At 71.1% G+C, this 23,361-nt stretch carries 20 protein-coding genes; 9 read left to right on the top strand and 11 right to left on the bottom strand.

The window, feature by feature from the left end; all coding sequences use genetic code 11:
* Window positions 1–30: 30 nt before the first annotated feature.
* Entirely contained in the window at window positions 31–1,032 is a 1,002-nt protein-coding gene (locus DEU34_RS09465) for a LacI family DNA-binding transcriptional regulator (RefSeq protein WP_121149948.1), read from the bottom strand.
* Window positions 1,033–1,306: 274 nt separating this feature from the next.
* Here DEU34_RS09465 and DEU34_RS09470 point away from each other — a divergent pair, with 274 nt between their 5' ends.
* From DEU34_RS09470 to DEU34_RS09485, 4 genes are all read left to right on the top strand, one after another.
* On the top strand, window positions 1,307–2,638 hold the full coding sequence (locus tag DEU34_RS09470) for an ABC transporter substrate-binding protein (protein WP_121149949.1): 1,332 nt from the start codon (window positions 1,307–1,309) through the stop codon (window positions 2,636–2,638).
* 81 nt (window positions 2,639–2,719) lie between these two features.
* Entirely contained in the window at window positions 2,720–4,054 is a 1,335-nt protein-coding gene (locus tag DEU34_RS09475) for a carbohydrate ABC transporter permease (protein ID WP_121149950.1), read from the top strand.
* On the top strand, window positions 4,054–5,025 hold the full coding sequence (locus DEU34_RS09480) for a carbohydrate ABC transporter permease (RefSeq protein ID WP_116647817.1): 972 nt from the start codon (window positions 4,054–4,056) through the stop codon (window positions 5,023–5,025). The genes DEU34_RS09475 and DEU34_RS09480 overlap by 1 nt, the downstream gene beginning before the upstream one ends.
* Window positions 5,026–5,067: 42 nt before the next feature.
* Entirely contained in the window at window positions 5,068–7,563 is a 2,496-nt protein-coding gene (locus tag DEU34_RS09485) for an HAD-IC family P-type ATPase (protein WP_183042423.1), read from the top strand.
* Here the strand turns inward: DEU34_RS09485 and DEU34_RS09490 are convergent.
* Genes DEU34_RS09490 through DEU34_RS09500 form a run of 3 tightly spaced genes read right to left on the bottom strand, consistent with a single transcriptional unit; the run spans window position 7,511 to window position 9,330 of the window.
* Entirely contained in the window at window positions 7,511–7,915 is a 405-nt protein-coding gene (locus DEU34_RS09490; protein WP_121149952.1) for a hypothetical protein, read from the bottom strand. The genes DEU34_RS09485 and DEU34_RS09490 overlap by 53 nt on opposite strands.
* 43 nt (window positions 7,916–7,958) lie before the next feature.
* Window positions 7,959–8,624, bottom strand: coding sequence for a DUF305 domain-containing protein (locus tag DEU34_RS09495; RefSeq protein WP_121149953.1), 666 nt, complete (start codon window positions 8,622–8,624; stop codon window positions 7,959–7,961).
* Window position 8,625: 1 nt separating this feature from the next.
* Window positions 8,626–9,330 carry a DUF3105 domain-containing protein gene (locus tag DEU34_RS09500; RefSeq protein ID WP_121149954.1) on the bottom strand — a complete coding sequence of 235 codons (705 nt, stop codon included), beginning with the start codon at window positions 9,328–9,330 and terminating at the stop codon, window positions 8,626–8,628.
* Window positions 9,331–9,598: 268 nt separating this feature from the next.
* Between DEU34_RS09500 and DEU34_RS09505 the strand changes: the two genes are divergently transcribed.
* Both DEU34_RS09505 and DEU34_RS09510 read left to right on the top strand, forming a co-directional pair.
* Window positions 9,599–10,939: a multidrug effflux MFS transporter gene (locus DEU34_RS09505; protein ID WP_396652117.1), complete on the top strand. Its 1,341-nt coding sequence runs from the start codon at window positions 9,599–9,601 to the stop codon at window positions 10,937–10,939.
* A gap of 81 nt (window positions 10,940–11,020) precedes the next feature.
* The gene (locus DEU34_RS09510; protein ID WP_121149955.1) at window positions 11,021–12,898 is read left to right on the top strand and encodes a helicase HerA-like domain-containing protein; all 1,878 of its coding nucleotides are present in this window, start codon (window positions 11,021–11,023) and stop codon (window positions 12,896–12,898) included.
* Between the two features lie 34 nt (window positions 12,899–12,932).
* On the opposite strand, the gene DEU34_RS09515 is transcribed toward DEU34_RS09510, so the two are convergent.
* Window positions 12,933–14,414 carry an MFS transporter gene (locus DEU34_RS09515; protein ID WP_121149956.1) on the bottom strand — a complete coding sequence of 494 codons (1,482 nt, stop codon included), beginning with the start codon at window positions 14,412–14,414 and terminating at the stop codon, window positions 12,933–12,935.
* 135 nt (window positions 14,415–14,549) lie between these two features.
* Between DEU34_RS09515 and DEU34_RS09520 the strand changes: the two genes are divergently transcribed.
* From DEU34_RS09520 to DEU34_RS09530, 3 genes are read left to right on the top strand one after another with little or no spacing between them, the layout of a single operon-like run.
* Complete coding sequence (locus tag DEU34_RS09520; RefSeq protein ID WP_121149957.1) at window positions 14,550–16,103, top strand: SDR family oxidoreductase; 1,554 nt, start codon at window positions 14,550–14,552, stop codon at window positions 16,101–16,103.
* A 10-nt stretch (window positions 16,104–16,113) separates the two neighbouring features.
* On the top strand, window positions 16,114–16,599 hold the full coding sequence (locus DEU34_RS09525; protein ID WP_121150575.1) for a molybdenum cofactor biosynthesis protein B: 486 nt from the start codon (window positions 16,114–16,116) through the stop codon (window positions 16,597–16,599).
* Window positions 16,596–17,024: a molybdenum cofactor biosynthesis protein MoaE gene (locus DEU34_RS09530; RefSeq protein WP_121149958.1), complete on the top strand. Its 429-nt coding sequence runs from the start codon at window positions 16,596–16,598 to the stop codon at window positions 17,022–17,024. Before DEU34_RS09525 ends, DEU34_RS09530 begins: the two co-directional genes overlap by 4 nt.
* Before the next feature lie 119 nt (window positions 17,025–17,143).
* On the opposite strand, the gene DEU34_RS09535 is transcribed toward DEU34_RS09530, so the two are convergent.
* The 6 genes from DEU34_RS09535 to cydD are packed head-to-tail and all read right to left on the bottom strand — an operon-like array spanning window position 17,144 to window position 23,328.
* Complete coding sequence (locus DEU34_RS09535) at window positions 17,144–17,380, bottom strand: MoaD/ThiS family protein (RefSeq protein WP_121149959.1); 237 nt, start codon at window positions 17,378–17,380, stop codon at window positions 17,144–17,146.
* Window positions 17,377–17,847 carry a cyclic pyranopterin monophosphate synthase MoaC gene (gene moaC, locus DEU34_RS09540; protein WP_121149960.1) on the bottom strand — a complete coding sequence of 157 codons (471 nt, stop codon included), beginning with the start codon at window positions 17,845–17,847 and terminating at the stop codon, window positions 17,377–17,379. The genes DEU34_RS09535 and moaC overlap by 4 nt, the downstream gene beginning before the upstream one ends.
* Window positions 17,844–19,103 carry a gephyrin-like molybdotransferase Glp gene (glp, locus tag DEU34_RS09545; RefSeq protein ID WP_121149961.1) on the bottom strand — a complete coding sequence of 420 codons (1,260 nt, stop codon included), beginning with the start codon at window positions 19,101–19,103 and terminating at the stop codon, window positions 17,844–17,846. Before glp ends, moaC begins: the two co-directional genes overlap by 4 nt.
* Window positions 19,100–19,879 carry a ThiF family adenylyltransferase gene (locus DEU34_RS09550; protein WP_121149962.1) on the bottom strand — a complete coding sequence of 260 codons (780 nt, stop codon included), beginning with the start codon at window positions 19,877–19,879 and terminating at the stop codon, window positions 19,100–19,102. The genes glp and DEU34_RS09550 overlap by 4 nt, the downstream gene beginning before the upstream one ends.
* A gap of 9 nt (window positions 19,880–19,888) precedes the next feature.
* Window positions 19,889–21,592, bottom strand: coding sequence for a thiol reductant ABC exporter subunit CydC (cydC, locus tag DEU34_RS09555; protein ID WP_121149963.1), 1,704 nt, complete (start codon window positions 21,590–21,592; stop codon window positions 19,889–19,891).
* Window positions 21,589–23,328: a thiol reductant ABC exporter subunit CydD gene (gene cydD / locus DEU34_RS09560; RefSeq protein WP_396652118.1), complete on the bottom strand. Its 1,740-nt coding sequence runs from the start codon at window positions 23,326–23,328 to the stop codon at window positions 21,589–21,591. Before cydD ends, cydC begins: the two co-directional genes overlap by 4 nt.
* Window positions 23,329–23,361: the final 33 nt, after the last annotated feature.

Genomic DNA, 23,361 nt, shown 5'->3' on the forward strand with positions numbered 1-23,361 from the left:
CTTCGTCGTTCGTGCCCGGATCGGGCCCCGTCAGCGGGGAGCGGCCGTCGAGGCCCGCACGACGAGCTGCACCGGGATCGTCGATCGTGCGGGGGCGTCGGCGTTGTCGACCATCCCGAGGAGGATGTCGACGGCCTGCTCGCCCTGCGCGGCGGGGCGCTGCTCCACCGTCGTCAACGCGAACATCTCCGCGTAGTCATGGCCGTCGACCCCGACCACGCTGAGCTGGGAGGGGACGGCGATCCCCAACCTGCGGGCGGCGACGATCGCACCGATGGCGATCTCGTCGCAGGCCGCGACGATCGCAGTGGGCCGGCTCTCGACATCGGCGAGAAGGGCGGCGGCGGCAGCGTAGCCGTCGGTGATCGTGAGCGTCGATTCGTGGATGCGGGTGCGATCCGACAGCCCCGCGCCCGACATGGCCTGGCGATATCCGGCGATGCGGTCGATCACGTCGTGCGCGGTGGGCTCGTCCTCCGGTGTCGCGCCGAGGAACGCGATGGCACGGTGACCGAGCGCCAGCAGGTGCTGGGTGATCATGCGGCCGATGGCGGTGTTGTCGATGCCGAGCGTGGCGATCTCGGCCAGTTCGTTGCCGATGCACACGGTGGGCTTGCCGAACGAGAGCAGCCGGGCGATGTCGGCGTCGTCGGGCTCGAGGGCGACGGCGATGACGCCGTCGAACCTCTTGCGCGCGAGGAAGTGCGTGTACAGGCTCGCCCGATCGCGTGAATCGGGCTCGGCGACGTACAGCGTCAGGTCGTAGCCGCGCGGGATGAGCGTGCGCTCGACACCCTCGATGATCGAGCCGAAGTACCAGCGGTTGACGCGCGGCACGATGAGGGCGACCGTGTTCGTGCGACCCGTCGCGAGGCTGACGGCACTCGTGGTGGGCACGTAGCCGAGCGATCCCGCGGCATCCTGCACCCGTCGACGAGTCGCGTCCGAGACGTACCCGCCCCCCGTGAGGGCGCGGCTCGCCGTCGACTTCGAGACGCCCGCGAGGCGTGCGACGTCGGCGATTCCGCTCACTGGTAGCCCTTCCTGCATCGCGGCATCTCTGCGCACGGACGGCGGCGTCGCCGGTCCGGATCACAGAAACCATAGTGCAGAGAGGGAAAAAAGAGAACCGGTTCCACACGGGGCTGGATGCAGCGGGCGCGGGTTTCACGCGAGGTTATCGTTTCGTAATGAATCGGCGTTGTGTCCGGTGAGTATCTCGCTTACGTTTGTGTGGAATCGGTTCCCGAACGGAACCCGAGCGCAGGTGCAAGTCGCGCCCGCGCCCTCGAAGAGGAGGAATCACATGATCAGTTCGCAGCGAAGCCGCGTGATCGCACCGATCGCGTTCATCGGCATCGCGGGGCTTGCTCTTGCAGGCTGCGCAGAGGGTGGCACCTCGGACGACTCGGGCTCCGTCGAGGGCCAGACCGTGCAGATCGCCGGTGGCATCACCGGTGTCGAGGCGGACGACCTCAACGCGTCGTTCGAGCAGTTCACCGCGGACACCGGGATCAAGGTCGTCTACACCGGCGACAAGAGCTTCGAGGGCAACATCGTCACGAAGGTCACCGGTGGCTCCGCCCCCGACATCGCGATCGTTCCCCAGCCCGGTCTCGTCAAGGCGCTCGTCGACACCGGCGAGGTCCAGCCGGCCCCCGAAGCCGTCGAGTCGAACGTCGACGCGAACTGGTCGCCCGACTGGAAGACCTACGGCACCGTCGACGACGTGTTCTACGCCGCTCCCATGCTCGGAAACGTCAAGGGCTACGTCTGGTACTCGCCGAAGCAGTTCGCCGAGTGGGGCGTCGAGATCCCCACGACCTACGACGAGCTCCTCACCCTCACCCAGACCATCCGCGACAAGACGGGCGCCGCGCCCTGGTGCGCGGGCTTCGCCTCCGACGCCGCATCCGGCTGGCCCGGCACCGACTGGATCGAAGACCTCGTTCTGCGTCAGTCCGGCGCCGACGTCTACGACCAGTGGGTCGCCAACGAGGTGCCCTTCACCGACCCGAAGATCAAGGACGCCTTCGACGCGGTCGGTGAGATCCTGCTGAACCCCGACTACGTCAACGCCGGCTACGGAGACGTGAAGAGCATCAACTCCACGGCGTTCGCCGACGTGGCCGCCGCCGTCTCCGACGGTCGCTGCGCGATGACCCACCAGGCATCGTTCCTCTCGGCGAACTTCCTCGAGGCGAAGACCGCCGCGGGCGCGACGCCGGAGATCGGCCCCGAGGGTGACGTCTACGCGTTCCTGCTCCCCGGTGTCGAGGCCGACGGCGAGACCTTCGTCGAGGCCGGCGGTGAGTTCGTCACGGCGTTCTCCGACTCCGCGGCCACGCAGCAGGTGCTCGAGTTCATGTCGACTCCCGAGTTCGCCGACGCCCGTGTGAAGCTGGGCGGCGTCATCTCGGCCAACAAGAACGCCGACCCGTCGCTGGCGTCCAGCCAGTTCCTCACCGAAGCCATGGAGCTGCTGCAGGACCCCGACACCGTCGTCCGCTTCGACGCGTCGGACCTGATGCCGGCCACCGTCGGCAACGGATCGTTCTGGAAGGGCATGGTCAACTGGATCGACGGCCGCCCGACCGACCAGGTCCTGAGCGACATCCAGGCCGGGTACGACAACTGATCTCGTAACGAGTGCGCGCCGCGGGGATCCGATGATCCCCGTGGCGCGTACTCTTCTCTGCACTACGCGAAAGGTATGACAATGTCGCATACGCTCACCGCGCCACCGGAGGCTCCGCCGGAACAGCCGCGTGCTGTCGCGTCGCAGCCGGGCCGCCGCGCCGCCACCATCGGCGTGATCGCCGCCGCCGTGGTCCTCGTCGTCGCGCTGGTGGCGCTGTTCGCCGCCCCGGCGGTCGACGACGCCCCCAAGACGACCATCGGGTTCTCGCTGAACAGCTTCTTCGTCTGGATCGGCAACCTGAACCCGCTCGTCCAGATCCCGATCGCGGTCGTCGCCTTCGGCGCCGTGGTCGCGCTGATCCTCCTCATCATCGAGTTCGCCCCCCGTGCCGGTCGCGGCTACTTCTGGATGCGGCTGGTGATCTGCTTCGCCGTTCCGGTGGTCGCCTTCATGCTTCTGCGGCCCTATCAGAACGCCGTTCTCTACGTCGTGGGCATCGCGCTCGCGCTCGGCGCGCTGCTGTTCTTCTTCGACTACCGCTCGCGAGCCGGAGCCGGGTACTTCTTCCAGCTGGTGGTCTTCCTGCTGCCGGCGGCCATCCTGCTCCTCCTCGGCCTCATCTACCCCGCCATCTCGACGATCTACCAGTCGTTCTTCGACAAGAGCGGCGAGACGTTCGTGGGGCTGGAGAACTACATCTGGACCTTCACGAACCCCGAGGGGTTCTGGTCGGTCATCAACACGATCATCTGGGCGATCTTCGCCCCCACTCTGTCGACGGCGATCGGATTGGCCTACGCGGCGTTCATCGACCGGGCACGCGGCGAGAAGATCCTGAAGCTCTTCGTCTTCATGCCGTTCGCCATCTCGTTCGTCGGCGCCGGCATCATCTGGAAGTTCGTCTACGACTACCGGCAGGGCGAGCAGATCGGCATCCTGAACGCGATCGTCACGCTGTTCGGCGGTCAGCCCATCGGGTGGCTCGATCAGACGCCGCTGGTGAACACCTTCGCGCTGCTGGCGGTGTTCATCTGGACCCAGACCGGTTTCGCCATGGTGATCCTGTCGGTCGCGATCAAGGCGGTGCCGACCGAGCAGCTCGAGGCCGCGCAGCTCGACGGCACGACCCCGTGGCAACGATTCATCAACGTGACCGTGCCCGGCATCCGCGCCTCGCTCATCGTGGTGCTGACCACCATCACCATCGCCTCGCTCAAGGTGTACGACATCGTCGCGGTCATGACCGGTGGGCGTGCGAACTCCAGCGTGCTCGGCTTCGAGATGGTCAACCAGCAGCAGCGGTTCCAGAGCTTCGGGCACTCGTCGGCGCTCGCCGTCGTGCTGTTCCTGTTCGTGCTGCCGCTGATCGTCTACAACGCGCGTCAGATGCGCAAGCAGAAGGAGATCCGATAATGGCCACGGTGCAGGAGGCCCCCGCCTACAGCGCGCGCGCCGCACGGAAGACGGCCCGCGAGACCCGTCGCAACGAGGCGGAGGCGCACAAGCGGCTCACCTCGCGGACCGCGACGATCATCGCGATCGTCATCGCGATCTTCTGGACGATCCCGACGTTCGGTCTGTTCGTCACCTCGTTCCGACCCGGTGCCGACTCGCAGACGTCGGGGTGGTGGACCGTCTTCGTGAACCCCGGGTTCACGCTCGACAACTACTCCGAGGCGCTGACGTCGGGGGGCACCGCGCTGACGCTGGGCGACTCGTTCCTCAATTCGCTCGCGATCTCGATCCCCGCCACGATCATCCCGATCTCGATCGCCGCGCTCGCCGCGTACGCGTTCGCGTGGATCGACTTCAAGGGCAAGAACCTGCTCTTCGTCTTCGTCTTCGCCCTGCAGATCGTGCCCATCCAGATGGCGCTGGTGCCGCTGCTGTCGCTCTTCTCGCGCGGCCTCGAGATCGGCGGCACGGCCGTCTTCCCGGGTTTCGAGCTGCGGGATGTCGACCACAGCTTCGCGACGGTCTGGATCGCGCACGCGATCTTCGCCCTCCCGCTCGCGATCTTCCTGCTGCACAACTTCATCTCGGAGATCCCGACCGAAGTGATCGAAGCGGCGCGTGTCGACGGTGCCGGCCACGGCCAGATCTTCTTCCGGATGATCCTGCCGCTGGCCATGCCGGCCATCGCCTCGTTCGCGATCTTCCAGTTCCTCTGGGTATGGAACGACCTGCTCGTCGCGACGATCTTCGCGCCGACATCGTCTCTGCCGCTGACGCAGACGTTGAACTCCCTCTCCGGGTCGTGGGGTGATCGCTGGTACCTGCAGTCCGCCGGTGCGTTCATCTCGATCATCGTTCCGCTGATCGTGTTCTTCTCGCTGCAGCGCTTCTTCGTCCGGGGTCTGCTCGCCGGCGCGACGAAGGGCTGACACGGGGCGCGAGGCGGAAGCACTCCTGGATACAGTGTGCCCATGGATGCTTCCGCCTCCCCCTCCTCGCTGGTCGAGGTCGACGTCGAGACCGGTCTGACGACGGCGCAGGTCGCCGAGAGGGTGGCGGCGGGCAGGACCAACGCGTATCGCGCGGACTCGAGCCGGAGCGTGGGCAGCATAGTCCGCGCCAACGTGCTGACACTCTTCAACGCGATCGTGGGCGGCTGCTTCCTCGTGCTGCTGCTGCTGGGCCGCTGGCAGGACGCCCTGTTCGGACTCAGCGCACTGGCGAACGCCGTGATCGGCTGCGTGCAGGAGTTCCGCGCGAAGGCCGCGCTCGATCGCCTCGCCCTGCTGAACGCCCCGCTGGCCCGTGTGCGTCGCGACGGCGAGGACGCCGAGATCGCCCCCGACGGGATCGTGCTCGACGACGTGCTCGTGCTCCGTGCCGGCGACCAGGTGCCCGCCGACGCCGTGGTGCTGTCGGAGCGCGCTCTGCAGATCGACGAGTCGATGCTCACCGGCGAGTCCGACGCGGTCGACAAGCGTGCCGGCGACGAGGCGCTGTCGGGGTCGATCGTCGTGGCGGGGGAGGGCGCGGCACGAGTGGTGCGCGTCGGAGCGGACTCGTACGCGAACTCGTTCGCTGCCGAGGCCAAGCGCTTCTCGATGGTCTCGAGCGAGCTTCGCACCTCGATCAACCGGGTGCTGACCTGGGTCGGTTGGGGGATCGGACCGATCGGCCTGCTCGTGCTCAACGCCCAGATGGTCGCCGCCGGCGGGTGGGTGCAGGCCTGGGAGAGCGGCGCGTGGACGCAGGCCGTGGTCAACGTGATCGCGGCCCTCACCGCGATGATCCCGCTGGGCCTGGTGCTCATGACCTCGATCGCCTTCGCGGTCGGCGCGGCCAAGCTCGCGGCGCGTCAGGTGCTGGTGAACGAGCTGCCCGCCGTGGAGGGCCTCGCGCGCGTCGACATCATCTGCCTCGACAAGACGGGCACCCTCACGGCGGGCGAGATCCGCTTCGACGGTGCGCACCCCGTGACCGAGGTCGTCGGGTGGCGTGATGCGCTCGCCTGGTACGGCGCCGCACCCGACGCGAACGCGACGGCGAGATGCCTGCGCGACCCTTTTCCCGAGCCCCGACCCCGCGAGGTGCGGGGCACCGTCCCGTTCTCGTCGGCGCGCAAGTGGAGCGCGGTCACGCTCGACGGCGCCGCCGATGCCGGGGGCGGAACGTGGGTGCTGGGGGCTCCCGAGATGGTGTTCCCGGATGCGGCGACCGACACCACGACGCCGCTGGGCTCCCTCTCGGTGACGCTGTCGTCGTCGGGGATGAGAACGCTGGTGCTCGCGCACTCGCCGGTTGCACTCTCGGACGACGACATGGAGGCCGAACGCCTTCCGGGCGCGGTCCAGCCCGTCGCGGTGCTCACCTTCCGCGAGGAGGTGCGGCCCGATGCCGCCCAGACGCTGGCCTATTTCCGGCGGCAGGGGGTCAGCATCCGGATCATCTCGGGTGACAACCCGCGCACGGTCGCCGCGATCGCCCGCGAGCTGGGCGTCGATGCGGGGGAGGGCGTCGACGCGCGCACTCTGCCCGACGACGAAGCGGCGCTCGGCGAGGTGCTGGAGAAGAACATCGTCTTCGGCCGAGTGACCCCCGATCAGAAGAAGCGGATCGTTCTGGCCCTCCAGGCCCGCGGGCACACGGTGGCCATGACCGGGGACGGTGTGAACGACGCCCTCGCGATCAAGACCGCCGACATCGGTATCGCGATGAACTCGGGAGCCGCAGCGACGAAGGCGGTCGCGCGCCTCGTTCTGCTGGACAGCCAGTTCTCCCACCTCCCCGACGTCGTCGCCGAGGGGCGGCAGGTGATCGCGAACATCGAGCGCGTATCGATGCTGTTCCTGACGAAGACCGCCTACGCCACGACGCTGGCGATCCTCTGCGGGGCGCTCGTGATGGAGTTCCCGTTCCTGCCTCGTCAGCTGTCGATCACCGACGGTCTGACGATCGGCATCCCCGCCTTCTTCCTCGCCCTCATGCCGAACGCGCAGCGCTACGTGCCCGGCTTCCTCCGACGCTCGTTGACGTTCGCGATCCCCTCCGGTGTGCTCATCGCGGTGGCGTTGACCGTCTACGCCCGGATCGCGGCCGGGATGGGGGTGGCGCAGCCCCAACTGCGCACCGGTGCGACGATCATCCTCGCGGTGATCGGCATCTGGGTGCTCGCGGTGCTCGCGCGCCCCATCGATCGTTGGAAGGGGCTCGTCATCGGGGCGATGTTCGTCGCGCTCCTCGGCATCTTCACGATTCCGCTGTCGACCGGCTTCTTCCAGCTGATCGATCCCGGTGAGGATGCGGCGTACCTGGTCGCCGGCATCACCGTGCTGACGATCGGCGGGATCGAGATCGTGCGGGCCGTCCACCGCCGCTTCGTCGTGCGGGCGCTGGGGGAGAACCCCTTCGCCGAGCTCAGCGGCGGAACCAACGACTTCCCGGCGGCGCCCACAGCGTCGCGACGATGAACACGTCGATCACGATCTGGACGAGCGTCACTGGATCCCACGATGTCGTCGCGACCGCGACGACGTGCAGCACGAACTGCACCGCGAGGTAGACGGTCACCGCGAGGCGCGCGAGGCGGCGCCCGCGGCCCACGGCCGACGCGACGGCCAGCGTCAGCAGGCCGAAGAGGATGATCCCGGATCCGAGGAGGGAGACGGCGAGCACCTCGTCGTCGGGCACCTGGTAGCGGCCGAGAAGCACGAGGAGGCCGAGGGCGGTGTTGGACAGCCCGCTGAGATAGACCAGCACGAGCACGATCGTGACCAGGACGGGACGCCGCGTGCGCGCGGGGGTCGCCGCATCCGTCGTCATGCGATCACTGTAGCGCCGGGGCCGGTCGATCGCGTCGGCGCGGTCAGGCGGTGCAGCCCAGCCGCGTCTGCATCGATCGCATCGCGTCGATCTCGGCGGACTGCCCGGTGATGATCGACTGCGCGACGGTCAGCACCCGCGGCTCCTGACCCAGCTCGACCACCGCCTGGGCCATCGGGATCGCTCCCTGGTGGTGGCGGATCATCAACTCGAGGAAGAGGCAGTCCGCCTCGGAGCCGGTGGCCGCTTCGAGCTCGGCGAGCTGCGCGTCGGTGGCCATGCCCATCTCGTCGCGGAGTTCCTGCTCCGTCGCGGTGGCGGGGTCGTGCTGATGGGCCGACGAGTCGGACATCCACGACATCAGGGGGCCGCCCGTCTGCGAGAGGCCCCATTCCACGAGCCAGCCGAACATCTCGCCGCGCTGACCCGCCTGCGCGGTCGCGATGTCGTGCGACAGGATGCGCAACTCGTCGTCGGAGGTCTTGCGGTAGATCTCCATCGCCATGCGCACCGCCTGCTCGTGATGCACCTGCATGTCGCGGGCGAAGCCCGCCTCGGCCGACACCGTCGAGGGGCGCGCGGGCGCGGCGGTCGCCCCGAACGCGGTGAACCGGCCGAGAGCGAAGGCGACTGCCACGATCGCCAGCACCGCGACCGCGACGAGGACCCACCGCGTCGCGGGGCGGGGAGTCCTCGCCTCGTCGGTCACGTCAGAGCTTGCCGGGGCCGTCGATCGCGCCCGAGCACACGGCGTTGGGCTCGGGGGCGTTCTGGCTGCGCCAGTACTCGGTGAAGAACTGCTCGATGCGCGGGTCGTCGGCCGAGTCGAGCTTGAGCTGGTGGTTCCAGGCGCTCAGCACGATGGGGGAGTCCAGACCCTCGTAGGGAGAGAGGAGCATGTAGGTCGCCGGGAGCTTCGACTTCAGGGTCGCGAGCTCTTCATCGCTGACCGCGTCGGCGTCGTAGGTCACCCAGACGGCGCCGTGCTCCATCGCGTGGACGGCGTTCTCGTTCGCCTGGGGCTCGGTGTAGACGCCGCAGTTGAGCCAGACGGCGTTGTGCGGGCCTCCGGCGGGCGGGGTCTGCTCGTAGGTGACGGCACCCTCGACGTGGTTGTTGGGGAGGTCGAAGGTCTCGACGCCCTCGATCTCGGTGCCCGAGGCGTTGGCGCCCGGGTAGGTCGGGGCCGGCTGCGGGGCGAAGATGAACGACGCGGCGACGAGGGCCACGATCGCGAGCCCGGCGGTACCGCCGACGACCCACCACAGCAGCTTGCTGCGGCGGCGCTTGGCGAGCTGACGCTGGTACTCGGCCAGCTTCTCCTGGCGCTTCTGCTCGCGCTGCTGCTTGACCGTCTGGTTGATCTGAGACTGCGTGGCGGGGTTGCCGCTGGTGCGGCGATTCTCGGAAGACATGTGCGTGGTGTGGGCGCTTCTGCTCGGGGGCGAGGACCGTCGGAGGAAGTCCGACGGTTTCACCCTATGCGGGAGAATGCGTTCGAGACTGAGAATGCTCTCGAACGGTCATGAATGACACGGTGCGCAGACCGGATCGGTTCGATATCATCGATATCACACGACCGAATCGATTCGATCCCTCGAGGTCGAACACGGTGGTCGAACCGTCCCCCCTCCTTCGCCCGGCGCGCCCGGGTATTCGCCGACGTCCTGAAACGAAGACTTCTTGCTCGACACCGCTTCCACTCCCGTCGTTCCCGACCGCGCACCGGCGGGTTCGCCCGCCACGACCGGTGCCATCCGCACCCTCGGGTCGAATCCGGCGACCGCGCCGATCATGCTGCACCCGGGCGACGCGATCCCGGCGCGACGCCGCATCGTCTTCATCGTGCTTCTGGGTGCGCTGACGGCCCTCGGCCCCTTCACGATCGACATGTATCTGCCGGCCTTCCCGATCCTGCGGGAGGACTTCCAGACGACGGAGGCCGCCATCCAGCTGACGCTGGCCGGCACCATGATCGGCTTCGCGCTGGGCCAGTTGATCGTCGGTCCGCTCAGCGACAAGGTGGGGCGCCGCATCCCGCTGCTCATCGTGACCGGCCTGCACGTCGTCGCGAGTGTGCTGGCCGCGCTCGCCCCCAGCCTCGAGCTTCTCGGAGCCGCCCGCGTGCTCATGGGCATGGGGGCAGCCGCCGGCGGCGTCGTCGCGATGGCCATCGTGCGCGACCTCTTCGGGGGCAAGCGGCTCGTGGTCGTGCTGTCGCGCCTCGCGCTCATCACGGGCGTCGCGCCCGTGATCGCGCCGTTGGTCGGCTCGGCCCTTCTCGAGATCATGCCCTGGCGCGGTCTGTTCATCGTGCTCGCCGCGTACGGCGCGCTCATGCTCGCGTGCGCCCTGTTCCTCATCTTCGAGACGCTTCCGCCCGCCCGCCGTCAGGACCGCGGCGCGACCACCGTGATGCAGCGCTACCGCAGCGTCTTCAGCGACCGTGTCTTCGTCGGCGTGCTGGTGATCGGCGGCATGAGCTTCAGCGGACTGTTCTCGTACCTGTCGGCGTCGTCGTTCCTCTTCCAGGGCACGTACGGGTTCAACGCGCAGATGTACGGCGTGCTCTTCGCGGTCAACTCCGTCGGCCTCGTCATCGGCAACCAGATCGCCGCCCGCCTCGCCGCGCGCTTCGGGCCGCAGTGGGTGCTCGCCTTCTCGACGTCGGTGCTCATCCTGGCCTCGGGGGCGATCATCGTCGCCGATCAACTGGGCCTGGGGCTGTGGGGCACGGTCATCCCGCTGTTCGTCTTCATGAGCGCGTGCGGGTTCACGTTCCCCTGCGTGCAGGTGCTCGCTCTCGACCGGCACGGGAAGGCCGCCGGCACCGCCGCATCCGTGCTCGGAGCCGTCAATTTCGGCGTCGCCGGCCTCGTCTCGCCGCTCGTGGGATGGCTCTCGGGTTCGGCGGGGATCACGGCGACGTCGATGGCGGTCGTGATGTTCGGCTGCGCCCTCATCGGCGCCGCGTCGCTGTGGTTCATCGTGCGACCCAGGAGCGTCGCGCAGCTGACCCCCTGAGCCTTCCGCCGAGCGGTCGGTCGTCGGCGCCGGTCCGCGTGCACCACCCGGGGGCGGCGGTCACGGCGCTACGCTGACCGCATGAGTGACCCCACGGCGGAGGCGGAACTGGCGCGACTGCGCGCGGAGGCGGAGCTCGCGGAGGCGCGGCTGCAGGCCGCCCAGGCGCGCGCCGCGCTCGCCGCGGCGGAGGCGTCGCACGCGGGGGCGGCACCCGCACCCGAGGCGACGGCACCGGAGGCGACGGCACCGGATGCTGCGGCACCGGATGCTGCGGTCCCCCGTGATTCGACCCCGGGTCCCGCCGCATCCGGCCCGCTGAGCACCGACGAGGTCGCCGCGCTCACCGAGGCGTACGCGTTCGACGGCCCCGCGCTCGACCTCGGCGCGCTCGTCAACGGCGAGGCTGTCGCGTCGGCGCAGGTGCGCATCCCGCTGGCCATGACGAACCGTCACGGTCTCGTCGCCGGGGCGACCGGCACCGGCAAGACCCGCACGTTGCAGCTGCTCGCCGAGCAGCTCTCGGCGCACGGGGTCGCGGTGTTCGCCGCCGACATCAAGGGCGACCTGTCGGGGGTGGCGACCCCGGGTGAGCCGAGCGAGAAGCTGCTCGCCCGCACCGCCGGGATCGGGCAGGACTGGACCGCCGGGGCCTCGCCGACGGAGTACTTCGCCCTCGGCGGGTCGGCGGCCGGATCGGGGGCGAGCCGGGGCGTGCCCATCCGCGCGACCGTCTCGGGCTTCGGCCCGCTGCTCCTGGCCAAGGTGCTCGGACTCAACGCCACGCAGGAGTCGAGCCTCGGCCTGGTGTTCCACTACGCCGACCGCGAGGGGCTCGCGCTGGTCGATCTGTCCGACCTCCGCGCGGTGCTGACCTTCCTCACGAGCGATGAGGGGAAGGCCGAGCTCAAGGAGCTGGGCGGACTGTCGTCAGCGACGGCGGGCGTGATCCTGCGAGAGCTGATCACCTTCGCCGACGCCGGCGCCGATGTCTTCTTCGGTGAGCCCGAGTTCGACGTGTCCGATCTGCTGCGCACCGCGCCGGACGGCCGCGGGGTGATCAGCCTGCTCGAGGTGCCCGGGGTCGCCGATCAGCCGACGCTGTTCTCGACGTTCCTCATGTACCTCCTCGCCGAACTGTTCGAGGTGCTGCCCGAGGTCGGCGACCTCGACAAGCCCAAGCTCGTGTTCTTCTTCGACGAGGCGCACCTGCTCTTCCGCGACGCCTCCAAGGACTTCGTCGCCGCGATCACGCAGACCGTGCGGCTCATCCGCTCCAAGGGCGTCGGGGTGTTCTTCGTCACCCAGACGCCGAAGGACGTGCCGGGCGACGTGCTCGCTCAGCTCGGATCGCGCGTGCAGCACGCGTTGCGCGCCTTCACCCCCGATGATGCCCGAGCGCTGCGGTCATCGGTCCGCACCTACCCGACGTCGGGGTACGACCTCGAACGCGTGCTGCAGGAGCTCGGGACCGGCGAGGCGATCGTCACGGTGATGGGCGAGAAGGGTGCTCCGACGCCCGTCGCGTGGACGCGGCTGCGCGCCCCGCGCGGACTGATGTCGCCGACACCGGCAGCCGCCGTCGAGGCGGCGGTCGCCGCATCCGCGCTTCTCCCGGCCTACGGCACCTCGATCGACCGGGAGTCGGCCCGCGAGATCCTCACCGCGCGCATGAACGCCGCGCACGAGGCCTTCGCCGCCGAGGAGGCGGCGAAGGAGAAGGCGAAGCTCGACGCGGAGTACGCGAAGCAGCAGGCGGCGATCGACAAGGCCCGCGCGGCCGCCGACAAGAAGGCGCAGCAGGAGTACGAGCGGTTGCTGCGGCGGACGGCGGGGTCGACCCGCACCACTTCGCGCCGCGCCCCGAAGACCCCGATGGAGCAGATCCTCGGCTCGAGATCGGCCGACACCCTGCTCACGGGCGTCATCCGCGGACTGTTCGGCACCGGCCGGCGGTAGGCACCGGTCGGCGACACCGACCGGTGCCGCACCGTCAGCGCCGCTGCACCTCGAGCGGCATCGTCGAGGTGTCGAGCAACGGGTTGTCGTCCTGGTGCGCGACGAGATCGCGGGCCTCGGCGGTGGTCTCGACCGTCGGCACCGATCCGAGGAGCGGCCGGCGGGCGGTCTCCCGCATCGACAGGAGGGCGACGAGCCCGAGTGCGGCGAAGAACATGATGTAGAACGCCGGCATCAGGGTGTTGCCCGTCAGCTCGATGAGCCCCTGGCTGAACAGCGGGGTCGTGCCGCCGAACAGCGAGACCGACACGTTGTAGGCCACGGCCATGGCCCCGAACCGTGAGGCGGTCGGGAACAGCGCGGGAAGCGCCGAGGCCGAGATCGCGACGAAGAACGCCACGGGGATCGCGGCGAGGGCGAGGGCGATCATCACGGCCCACAGCTCGCCGATCTGCATGATGAGGAACGCGGGCACCATCAGCACGAGGGCCGACCCGGCAGCCAGCACGTAGACGGGTTTGCGTCCGATCCGGTCGCTGAGGCGTCCGATGAAGGGCAGCGCCACCGACATAACGATCAGCACGGGCACGGTGGCGACCGCCGCGAACAGGTTCGAGACGCCGACCTCGCGTTCGAGATACGTGGGCATATAGCTCGTCAGCGCGTAGCCGGCGGAGTTCGTCGCCGCCACCAGCGCGATCGCGATCAGCAGCGACTTCCCGTGGTGGCGCACGATACCGACGAGGCCCTGGCGGGCGAAGGGCCCGTCCTCAGCGATCGTGGGGTCGGCCCCCTTCTCCTGCGCCAGCTCGAACGAGGGGGTCTCGGGGATCCGCAGGCGGAACCAGATGGCGACCGCGCCGAGCGGGATGGCGAGGAGGAACGGGATTCGCCATCCGTATTCGACCATGCCGTCCGGCCCGCTGACGGAGGAGACGATCGCGGTCGTGATCGCCACCACGCTCGCGCCGGCGGCGAAGCCGATGTAGGAGCCGACGTCGAGCCACGACGACCAGAAGCCGCGGGAGCGGTCGGGCGAGAACTCCGACACGTAGGTCGTCGCGCCGGCGTACTCGCCACCGGTCGAGAAGCCCTGGATCATCTTCAGCAGGTACAGCGGCACGATGGCCCACAGCCCGATCTGGGTCGACGTGGGCAGCATCCCGATCAGGGCCGTGGCGAGGGCCATCATCGCCATCGTGAGGAAGAGCACCTTCTGGCGGCCGATCCTGTCGCCGAGGGGGCCGAGCACGAATCCGCCGAACGGGCGGACGAGGAACGAGATGGCGAACCCGAGGAGGGTCACCAGCAGGCCCCAGGGCTCGGGCAGGTCGGAGGTGAAGACGACGGCCAGGGTGACCGCGAGGTACCCGTAGATGCCGAAGTCGAACCATTCCATGAAGTTGCCGACGACGGTGCCGCCGATGGCGGTGCGTACCTTCTTGCGGTCGACGACGATGACGTCGTCGACCTCCAGGCGGGGGGTGGACGGTGTGGGCGGTGTTGACTCGCTCATCGGTCCAGCCTTTCGCGATAGCCCCGCCGGTTCCAATCGAGAGCGCGATGTGCGATGTCGGAGGGCATGCGGTATGGAGGTGGGGGTGCGGTCAAGCCCTGCGGGGGAGAGGATGCTGCGGCGTAGCGTCCAGGTATGAGCGAGCTGACCGCGCCCACCGGGCGCGAACCCGAACTGCGAGCCGAACCGCGCGACGACGGGACGCCGCCGCGCGCGCTCGTCATCGGCGCCACCGGATACCTGGGCGGGCGCCTCGTGCCCCGTCTGCTCGAAGCGGGCTACACCGTGCGCGTGCTCGCCCGGCATGCGCCCCGGGTGGCCGCGTTCGAGTGGGGGTCGAGGGTCGAGGTCGTCGAGGGCGATGCGGGCGACGCCGGTGCGGTGGAGCGAGCAGTCGCCGACGTCGACGTCCTCTACTACCTCGTGCATTCGATGGCGGCCGGGAAGGACTTCGAAGACACCGACCGCGTCGCCGCGCAGACCGTCGCCGATGCGGCGGCCGCAGCATCCGTCGCGCGCATCGTGTACCTCGGCGGACTCCACCCCGACGACGCGCCGCTGTCGGCGCACCTGCGCTCGCGCGTCGAGGTGGGGGAGATCCTCCTCGCCAGCGGCGTGCCGACGCTCGTGCTGCAGGCCGGTGTCGTCATCGGCTCGGGGTCGGCGTCGTTCGAGATGGTGCGCCACCTCACCGACGTGCTGCCCTACATGCCGGCGCCCAAATGGGTGCGCAACCACATCCAGCCGATCGCGGTACGCGATGTGCTGCATTACCTCCTGGGCGCCGCGCGCGTCGACGCGGCCGTCAACCGCGCCGTCGACATCGGCGGGCCCGACGTCTTGCGCTACGGGCAGATGATGAACGGCTACGCGGTGGAGGCGGGGCTGCATCAACGCGCGATCGCCGCGCTCCCCGTGCTCACGCCGCGGCTGGCCTCGCACTGGGTGAACCTCGTGACGCCGATCCCGCGGGCGACCGCGCGGCCCCTCGTGGAGTCGCTGCAGAACGAGTGCGTGATGAAGGACCACGATGTCGACGCGCTGATCCCGCGCCCCGACGGCGGTCTCACGCCGTACCGTCGAGCGGTCGCTCTCGCGCTCGGGCGTGTGCAGGACGACACGATCGAGACCAGCTGGCAGGACGCCGAGGTCTCGGGCGTGCCGAGCGACCCGCTGCCCAGTGATCCCGAGTGGGCGGGGCGGATGGTCTTCGTCGACGCGCGGTCGGTGACGACGACGGCATCGCCCGAGCAGGTGTGGTCGGTGATCGCGGGAATCGGCGGGTCGAACGGGTGGTACTCCTCGAGACTGCTGTGGTCGATCCGCGGCCTGATGGATCGGGTCGTCGGCGGCGTCGGGCTCGCGCGCGGCCGCCGCAGCAGGGCGGTGCTCACGGCAGGGGACGCGCTGGACTTCTGGCGCGTCGAGGCGATCGAGCCGGGGCATCTGCTGCGCCTGCGCGCCGAGATGAAGGTGCCGGGCCTGGCCTGGCTCGAGATGCGGGTGAGCCCCGACGGAGCCGGCGCCCGCTACGAGCAGCGCGCGGTGTTCTTCCCGAAGGGCCTCGCCGGACGCCTGTACTGGCTCGGGGTGCTGCCCTTCCACGGGCTGATCTTCCCCGGCATGGCCGCCCGGATCACCGCGGCCGCCGTCGCGTCGGGCCAGCGGTCCGAGGGCGCCGCGTCGTAGGGTGAGCAGCATGCAACGCACTGCCGCCGTGATCACGGTGTCCGACAGATCGGCGACCGGCGAACGCCCCGATGCGAGCGGACCGGTCGCCGTCGAAGCGCTCCGTGAGGCGGGCTTCACGTGCGAGGAGGCGACCGTGGTCGCCGACGGCGTCGACAGCGTCGAGGCGGGCCTGCGGGCCGCCATCGACGCGGGAGCGCGGCTGATCGTCACCACCGGCGGCACCGGTGTCGGTCCGCGCGACCTCACGCCCGAGGGCACGCGCCGGGTCGTGACCCGGGAGCTCCCCGGGATCGCCGAGGAACTGCGTCGTCGCAGCACGACCGAGAAGCCCGCGGGGATGCTCTCGCGCGGCGTCGCCGGTGTCGTCGACGGATCGGGGGCGCTCGTGGTGAACCTTCCGGGCTCGCCCCGCGCCGTGGCGTCGGGCATCCCGGTGATCGCGTCGATCGCCGGGCACGTGATCGACCAGCTCGGCGGATCGGACCACTCGTGAGCGCCGTGCGCCTGGCCGCGCTCTCCGACCGACCCCTCGATCTCGACGCGCACCTCGCGGCCGTCGACGATGCGACCGCCGGGGCGGTGACGACCTTCATCGGTCGCGTGCGCGATCACGACCCCGACGCCTCGGCCGAGGTCGTCGCGCTGGAGTACTCCGCGCACCCCGACGCCGAGGCGACCCTGCACGGCATCGCCGAGCGCGCTGCGGCCGGCACCGACGCGATCGTCGCGGTCAGCCACCGCACCGGGCGGCTCGGTGTGGGAGACGCGGCCGTCGTCATCGCGGTGGCCTCGGGCCACCGCGCCGAGGCGTTCGAGGTGTGCCGCGCGGTCATCGAGGCCATCAAGCTCGAGCTGCCGGTCTGGAAACGCCAGGTGGAGGCCGACGGCACCACGGCGTGGAAGGGCCTCGGGGGCTAGCTCGCCCGCCGGGCTCGGCCGCTCGAGACGCGGGGGATCGCGCGAGGTGCGGGCTGTGGCGCGGGGATCGCCCGCGTGTGGGCCGATTGCCCGCGTGCGGGGGCGCGGGCGGGGGCGGCTCAGCCGCCGGCGAACGGCGGCAGCACGTCGACGAGCGTCGCGCCGACGAGCGTCGCGTCGGTGTCGGTGCGCACGCCGTCGACGAGCACCGCGCACCGCGGCAGGATCTCGCCGAGGTCGGGGTGCTCTCCGACGATCGCCGCGCGCAGGGCGGCGAGGGATGCTTCGGAGCGGTTCTCCTCGTCGACGCCGGCACGCTCGGCGGCCGCGGCGAAATACCTCACGCGCACGCTCATTCGGGGCGCGTCCAGTCTCCGGAGCGGCCCCCGGCCTTCGCCGTGATGCGCACGTTCTCGATCACGGTGGCGCGGTCCATGCCCTTGATCATGTCGACGATCGCGAGGGCGGCGACCGAGACCGCGGTCAGCGCCTCCATCTCGATGCCGGTGCGGTCGGCGGTGCCGACGGTGGCCTCGATCTCGACGCCCCCGTCGGTCACGACGAGGTCGACGGATGCTGCGTGCACCCCGATGACGTGGGCCAGGGGCAGGAGGGCGGGGGTGGCCTTGGCGGCCTGGACGCCGGCGATGCGGGCCACGGCGAGGACGTCGCCCTTCGGGGCGGTGCCGTCGCGGAGCGCGGCGATCACCTCGGGGGAGCAGCGGACGAAGCCCCGCGCGGTGGCCGACCGGACGGTCGGCTGCTTCGCGGTGACGTCGACCATGCGGGCGTGGCCGGCAGCGTCGAGGTGGGTGAAGCTCATCCCACCAGTATGACGTCGAGCGGATCGCCCTCGGCGACCTCCGCGACCTCGGCGGGCACGATCGCGAAGGCCTGGGCCTGGGCGAGACCTCCCGCCAGGTGCGACCCCGAGCCCCCCGCGGTGGCGGGGCGCACGGTGCCCGCGGCCAGGTCGACGACGGCGGGGAGATACTGCCGCCGCGCCGGCGGTGTGCGCCAGCTCTCCGCCGCCCGCAGCCGCACCGCGGGGCGGGCGATGTCGGCGCGTCCCTGCAGGTGCAGGAGCGCGGGACGAACGAAGACCTCGAACGACACCGCGACGCTGACGGGGTTGCCGGGGAGGCCGAAGACGAGGGTGCCGCTCGGGAGGGTGCCGAAGGCCTGCGGCTTGCCCGGCTGCATCGCGACCGCGGCGAACTCGATCCCGCTCCGGCCCGCACCCTCCGCCGAGAAGGCTCCGCGCACGGGCTCGTACGCTCCCGCGCTCACTCCGCCGGTGAACACGATGACGTCGGCGCCCTCGGCCTCCGCGTCCCGGGTCACGCGCGCCACCTCGGCCGGGTCGTCGCCCACCCGGTGGAGCCCGATGAGCTCGGCGTCGGCTCCGACGAGCAGGGCCGCCAGCAGCGGACCGTTCGAGTCGGGGATGCTGCCGCGTCGTCCGTCGGCGCCGGGTGCGGTCAGTTCGCTGCCCGTCGACACGACGACCACGCGAGGAGCGCGAGAGACCCGCACCTCACCGACGCCGGCGGCGACGGCGGCCGCGATCTGGAAGGCCCCGAGCCGCACGCCCGGTGCCATGACCTCGTCGCCCGCGTGCAGGTCGCCGCCGCGGCGTCGCACGAAGAGACCGGTCTCGCGAGGAGCGCGCTCGATCACCACGTCGTCGAGTCCCGCGGCGAGGCCTCCCGCGGTGTCCTCGAACGGCACGATGACGTCGGCGTCGCCCGGAACCGGGGATCCCGTCATGATCCGCGCCGCCTCGCCGGGCCCGAGGGCGGGGTCGAGGGAGGTGCCGGCGGGGAGGTCGGCGACCACCCGCAGCGTCACCGGCGCGTCGGGCGCCGCATCCGCGACGTCGTCGAAGCGCACGGCGAACCCGTCCATGGCGGAGTTGTCGAACAGGGGGATGTCGCCCGCGGCGATCACGGGGTCGGCGAGCGTGCGTCCGAGCGCCGCGGTGACGGGGAGCACCTCGACCGGCAGGGGGCGGACGGCGGCGAGGATGCGCCCGAGCTGCTCCTCGACGCTGCGCAGCCCCGGGCGTGCGCCGCTCACGCGGGCACCGCCGATGCGCGCGCGAGGAGGGGCACTTCGCTCTGGCGGCCTCGGAGCGCGTCGATCACCACGACGCGACCGAGGAGGGGGTCGCCGGCCCCGGTGATCAGTTTCACGGCCTCGGTGGCGAGGATGCCGCCGATCTGCAGGCAGAGCGAGCCGAGCACCCCGACCTGCTCGCACGTGGGCGGCTCGCCCGTGCTGTCGGCCGGGTAGAGGTCGTGGAGCGAGATCGGCGCGACGCCGGCCGGCGGCCGCGACCAGAACACGGTGGCTTGGCCGGCGAACTCCTGCACCGCGCCCCAGACGACGGGGATGCCGAGGGCGTCGGCTCCGGCGGCGACCGCCTCGCGCGTGCCGAAGGTGTCGCTCCCGTCGACGACGAGGTGCGCGCCCTCGAGCAGGCGCACGGCGTTGTCGGCGTCGAGTCGCTCGGCGCGGGCGATCACCCGGGTGGTCGGCGAGAGGTCGGCCGCGGCGCGGACGGCCGAGTCGACCTTCGGGCGGTCGAGATCGCCCAGCCGGTGCAGCACCTGCCGCTGCAGGTTCGAGCCGTCGACCACGTCGTCGTCGATCACGACGATCTCGCCGACGCCCGCCGCGGCCAGAGCGAGGATCACGGGTGACCCGAGCCCGCCGGCGCCGATCACCGCCACCCGGGCGGCGGCGAGGCGGCGCTGGCCCTCGTTGCCGATGCCGGCGAGCACCGCGTGACGGGCCGTGCGGATGAGTTCAGTGGGTGCGAGGGCGTCGATCGGCTCGACCAGCGGTTGCATGCCCTCAGGCTACGCGGGGTGCGAGACGATGCGCCCGTTCTCGATGCGAAGGGTGCGGTCCACGAGCGCGGCGGGCACATCGACGTGCGAGACGAGCACGACCGCGCGGTCGTCGGGCACCGCGGTGAGGAGGTCGGCGAGCAGGGCGTCGGATGCTGCGGGGTCGACCCCCGCGGTCGGCTCGTCGAGCACCAGCACGGGGAAGTCGTGCAGAAGCGCGCGCGCGAGAGCGATGCGCTGCGCCTGCCCGCCGGAGACGAGGGAGCCGCGCTCGCCGACCGCGACATCGAGCCCCCCGCGGCCGGCCGCCCAGTCGGCGAGGCCGACGCGCTCGAGGACGGCCTCGAGCTCGGCGTCGGTCGCGGTATCGCGGGCGAAGAGCAGGTTCTGCCGCAGCGACTCGTCGAAGAGGAACGGCTGCTGCTCGACGAGCCCGACGGTCAGGCGCAGGTCGTCGCCCGAGAGATCGCGCGCCTCGACGCCCCCGATCCGGTACGAGCCCGTGTAGTCGAGGAAGCGCACCAGCACGTGCGCGAGGGTGGTCTTGCCCGCCCCGCTCGGTCCGGTCACCATCACGCGCTCGCCCGCTCCGACCCGCAGCGTCACGTCGTCGAGGCGGCCGGGGTCGTCGACGCCGGCGCCGCGACGCGGCCACGATGCTCCGACGCCGCGCAGGTCGAGCCCGCTCCCGTCGGGGCCGACGAGAGGCGCAGCCCGGCCGGTGGCGACGGGTTCGTCGCGGGGGAGCCCGGCGGGAACCTCGGCGGGCACGGTCTCGGCGATCCGGGTGGCTGCCGCGCGCACCTGTCGCCACGAGGCGAGGGCGAGGGGCACGGGGCCGAACACCTCGAAGACGGCCATCGGCAGCAGCACGACGATCGCCAGCGCCGGGCCGGTCAGCGTGCCATCGACCACACCGGGGGCGGCGACCGCGAGCGCGAGCAGCGAGGCGGCGCCGGCCAGCAGCGACACCGCGCCGGCGGTGAGGCCCTGCGCGACACCGCGGCGCACCACGGCGCGGCGCAGGCGCTCGTCGGCCCGCCGCACGCGGTCGTGCGCCGCATCCACCGCTCCGAAAGCGGTGAGCACGTCGATCGAGGTCAGCAGGTCGAGCAGGGCGTCGGAGACCTCCGACCGCAGCGGCGAGATCGCGCGCTCGGCGCGTCCGCCGGCGGCCCACCCGACCCACACGGCGAGAGCGAACGCCGTGGCGAGGCTCAGCGCGACCACGAGGGCGGCGCTCCACGAGACGAAGGCGAGGAAGACGACGCTCCCGAGGGCCGCGAGCCCCGCGACGGCGAGCGGCTGCACCACGCGCAGCGGAAGGTTCTGCAGCTCGTCGACGTCGTCGACCAGGTTCGACAGCAGCACCCCGCGGCGCGCGCGGCCGAGACCGTCGGGGGCGAGCGGCACGATCTCGCGCACCAGTCCCGCCCGCACGGTGGCGAGCTGATCGAGCGCGGCGTCGTGGCCGGCGAGCCGCTCCAGGTAGCGGAAGACACCGCGCCCCACGGCGAACGCCCGCACCGCGACGACGGCGGCCGAGAGGTAGAGGAGCGCGGGCTGCTCGGCGGCCCGGGCGATCAGCCACGCGCTCGCCGCGAGCAGCGCGATGGCGCTGACGGCGGTGCCGACACCGGCGAGCACACCCGGGGCGAAGCGGCGGGCCGACGGCTGCGCCGCCCGCAGCACCGCTCTCACACGCCCGTTCACGAGCGCGCCTCCGTCGGTGAGTTGCCACGTTCGGGGCCTTCCGCGGCCGTGGATGACCCGGGTCGCGGCAAGTGAGAGGCGGATGCTACGGGAAGGGGAGCGGCGAGGGTGACCACGTCGTCGGCGATGCGGCGCGCGGAGGTGCGGTGCGAGACCAGCACGATGGCCGTGCCGTCGTCGGCGAGGGAACGCAGCCGCCTCCACAGGGCGGCTTCGGTGTCGGAGTCGAGGGCGCTGGAGGGCTCGTCGAGCACAAGGACGCCGACGCCCTCGGTGCGACGCAGCCGGTAGAGGGCACGGGCGACGGCGATGCGCTGCGCCTGACCGCCCGAGAGGCCTGCTCCCTGCGAACCCAGCTCGAGCGCCGGGTCGATGTCGTGCGCCTGGGCATCGGCGAGGCTCGCGCGCACGACCGCCGCGTCGGGCGCCGGATCGCCGAGGGCGATGTTCTGCGCCACGGAGCCCGCGACGAGGCCGGGCCGCTGCCCTGCCCACGCGATCGCCGCCCGCGCGTCCGATGCCGCGGTCCCGTCGATGTCGATCGTGCCCTCGTAGTCGGCGAACCCCAGGAGGGCGGCGACGAGGCTCGACTTCCCCGCCCCGCTCGGTCCGTCGATCAGCACGACGCGCCCCGGGGCGGCGACGAGATCGACCGGCGGCAGCATCCGTTCTCCTCGGCTGACCCGCAGCCCGCGCACCGCGACGCTCCGCCCGCCGGCACCGGGGCGGGCGTCGTCTTCCCGTGCGCGCTCCTTCTGCGCGCTGTCGAGCACGTCGAAGATCTCGTCGGTCGCGGCCACGCCCTCGGCGGCCGCGTGGAACTGCACGCCGACCTGACGCAGCGGCAGATACGCCTCGGGGGCGAGAAGCAGCACGAACAGCCCGACGAGCAGGTCCATCTCACCGGCGAGCAAGCGGAAGCCGATCGTCACCGCGACGATCGCGACCGAGATCGAGGCGAGGAACTCGAGGGCGAACCCCGAGACGAACGAGACGCGCAGCACCGACATCGTCTCGCGCTTGTAGCGGCGCGTGACCGTCTCGATGGTGTCGGCGGCCCGGTGCTGGCGTCCGAAGGCCTTGAGCGTGCCGAGCCCGTTGACGGTGTCGGCGAAGCGGGCGGCGAGGCGCTGGAGCGTGTCGAACTGACGCCGCTGGACGGCGCGGGTGGCGAGCCCGATGAGCACCATGAAGAGGGGGATGAGCGGGATCGTCAGCACGACGATGAGGGCCGAGAGGGGGTCGGCGAGCAGGATCGCGCCGATGACGATCGGCATCGTGATGGCGGTGGCGACCAGCTGCGGCAGGTAGCGCCCGAAGTAGGCGTCGAGCGATTCGAGCCCGTGGCCGGCCACGACGGCGAGAGAAGCGGCGTTGCGCGTGCCGAGCCATCTCGGCCCCAGCCCGCCGACGGCCGTGACGAGGGCGTCGCGCAGCTGCAGCGAGGCGCGGGCCGCGCCCATCGCCGACACCCGCTCCGACGCGACGATCAGCAGGGAGCGCACCACGACGAATGCGGCGGCCGCCCCCACCAGCGGCCAGAGCTCGTCGAGAGGTCGACCGGCGATGGCTCCGACGAGGGCCGAGGTCAGCGTCCACGCGAAACCGACGATCACCCCGGTCTGGGCGAGCACGATCGCCGCCGTCACGCCGAGGAACGACTTCGATGCCGTCGCGTACCGCACGAGCCGAGGGTCGACGGGGCCGCGCACCCGATCCGCCCGCTTCTCGCTCACCCGGTCCATCCTTCCACCCGAGCGACCGGGGCC

The organism is Microbacterium sp. AG1240 (assembly GCF_003635115.1).
Taxonomy (GTDB): Bacteria; Actinomycetota; Actinomycetes; order Actinomycetales; family Microbacteriaceae; genus Microbacterium.

What these genes read in the sequence shown, in the direction of transcription:
- DEU34_RS09500 (WP_121149954.1), bottom strand. Translation starts at nt 9,330, where the DNA reads ATGTCTTCCGAGAATCGCCGCACCAGCGGCAACCCCGCCACGCAGTCT.
- DEU34_RS09485 (WP_183042423.1), top strand. Translation starts at nt 5,068, where the DNA reads ATGGATGCTTCCGCCTCCCCCTCCTCGCTGGTCGAGGTCGACGTCGAG.
- DEU34_RS09475 (WP_121149950.1), top strand. Translation starts at nt 2,720, where the DNA reads ATGTCGCATACGCTCACCGCGCCACCGGAGGCTCCGCCGGAACAGCCG.
- DEU34_RS09550 (WP_121149962.1), bottom strand. Translation starts at nt 19,879, where the DNA reads ATGCAACCGCTGGTCGAGCCGATCGACGCCCTCGCACCCACTGAACTC.
- moaC (WP_121149960.1), bottom strand. Translation starts at nt 17,847, where the DNA reads ATGAGCTTCACCCACCTCGACGCTGCCGGCCACGCCCGCATGGTCGAC.
- DEU34_RS09470 (WP_121149949.1), top strand. Translation starts at nt 1,307, where the DNA reads ATGATCAGTTCGCAGCGAAGCCGCGTGATCGCACCGATCGCGTTCATC.
- DEU34_RS09535 (WP_121149959.1), bottom strand. Translation starts at nt 17,380, where the DNA reads ATGAGCGTGCGCGTGAGGTATTTCGCCGCGGCCGCCGAGCGTGCCGGC.
- DEU34_RS09525 (WP_121150575.1), top strand. Translation starts at nt 16,114, where the DNA reads ATGCAACGCACTGCCGCCGTGATCACGGTGTCCGACAGATCGGCGACC.
- DEU34_RS09480 (WP_116647817.1), top strand. Translation starts at nt 4,054, where the DNA reads ATGGCCACGGTGCAGGAGGCCCCCGCCTACAGCGCGCGCGCCGCACGG.
- DEU34_RS09520 (WP_121149957.1), top strand. Translation starts at nt 14,550, where the DNA reads ATGAGCGAGCTGACCGCGCCCACCGGGCGCGAACCCGAACTGCGAGCC.
- DEU34_RS09515 (WP_121149956.1), bottom strand. Translation starts at nt 14,414, where the DNA reads ATGAGCGAGTCAACACCGCCCACACCGTCCACCCCCCGCCTGGAGGTC.
- DEU34_RS09510 (WP_121149955.1), top strand. Translation starts at nt 11,021, where the DNA reads ATGAGTGACCCCACGGCGGAGGCGGAACTGGCGCGACTGCGCGCGGAG.
- DEU34_RS09490 (WP_121149952.1), bottom strand. Translation starts at nt 7,915, where the DNA reads ATGACGACGGATGCGGCGACCCCCGCGCGCACGCGGCGTCCCGTCCTG.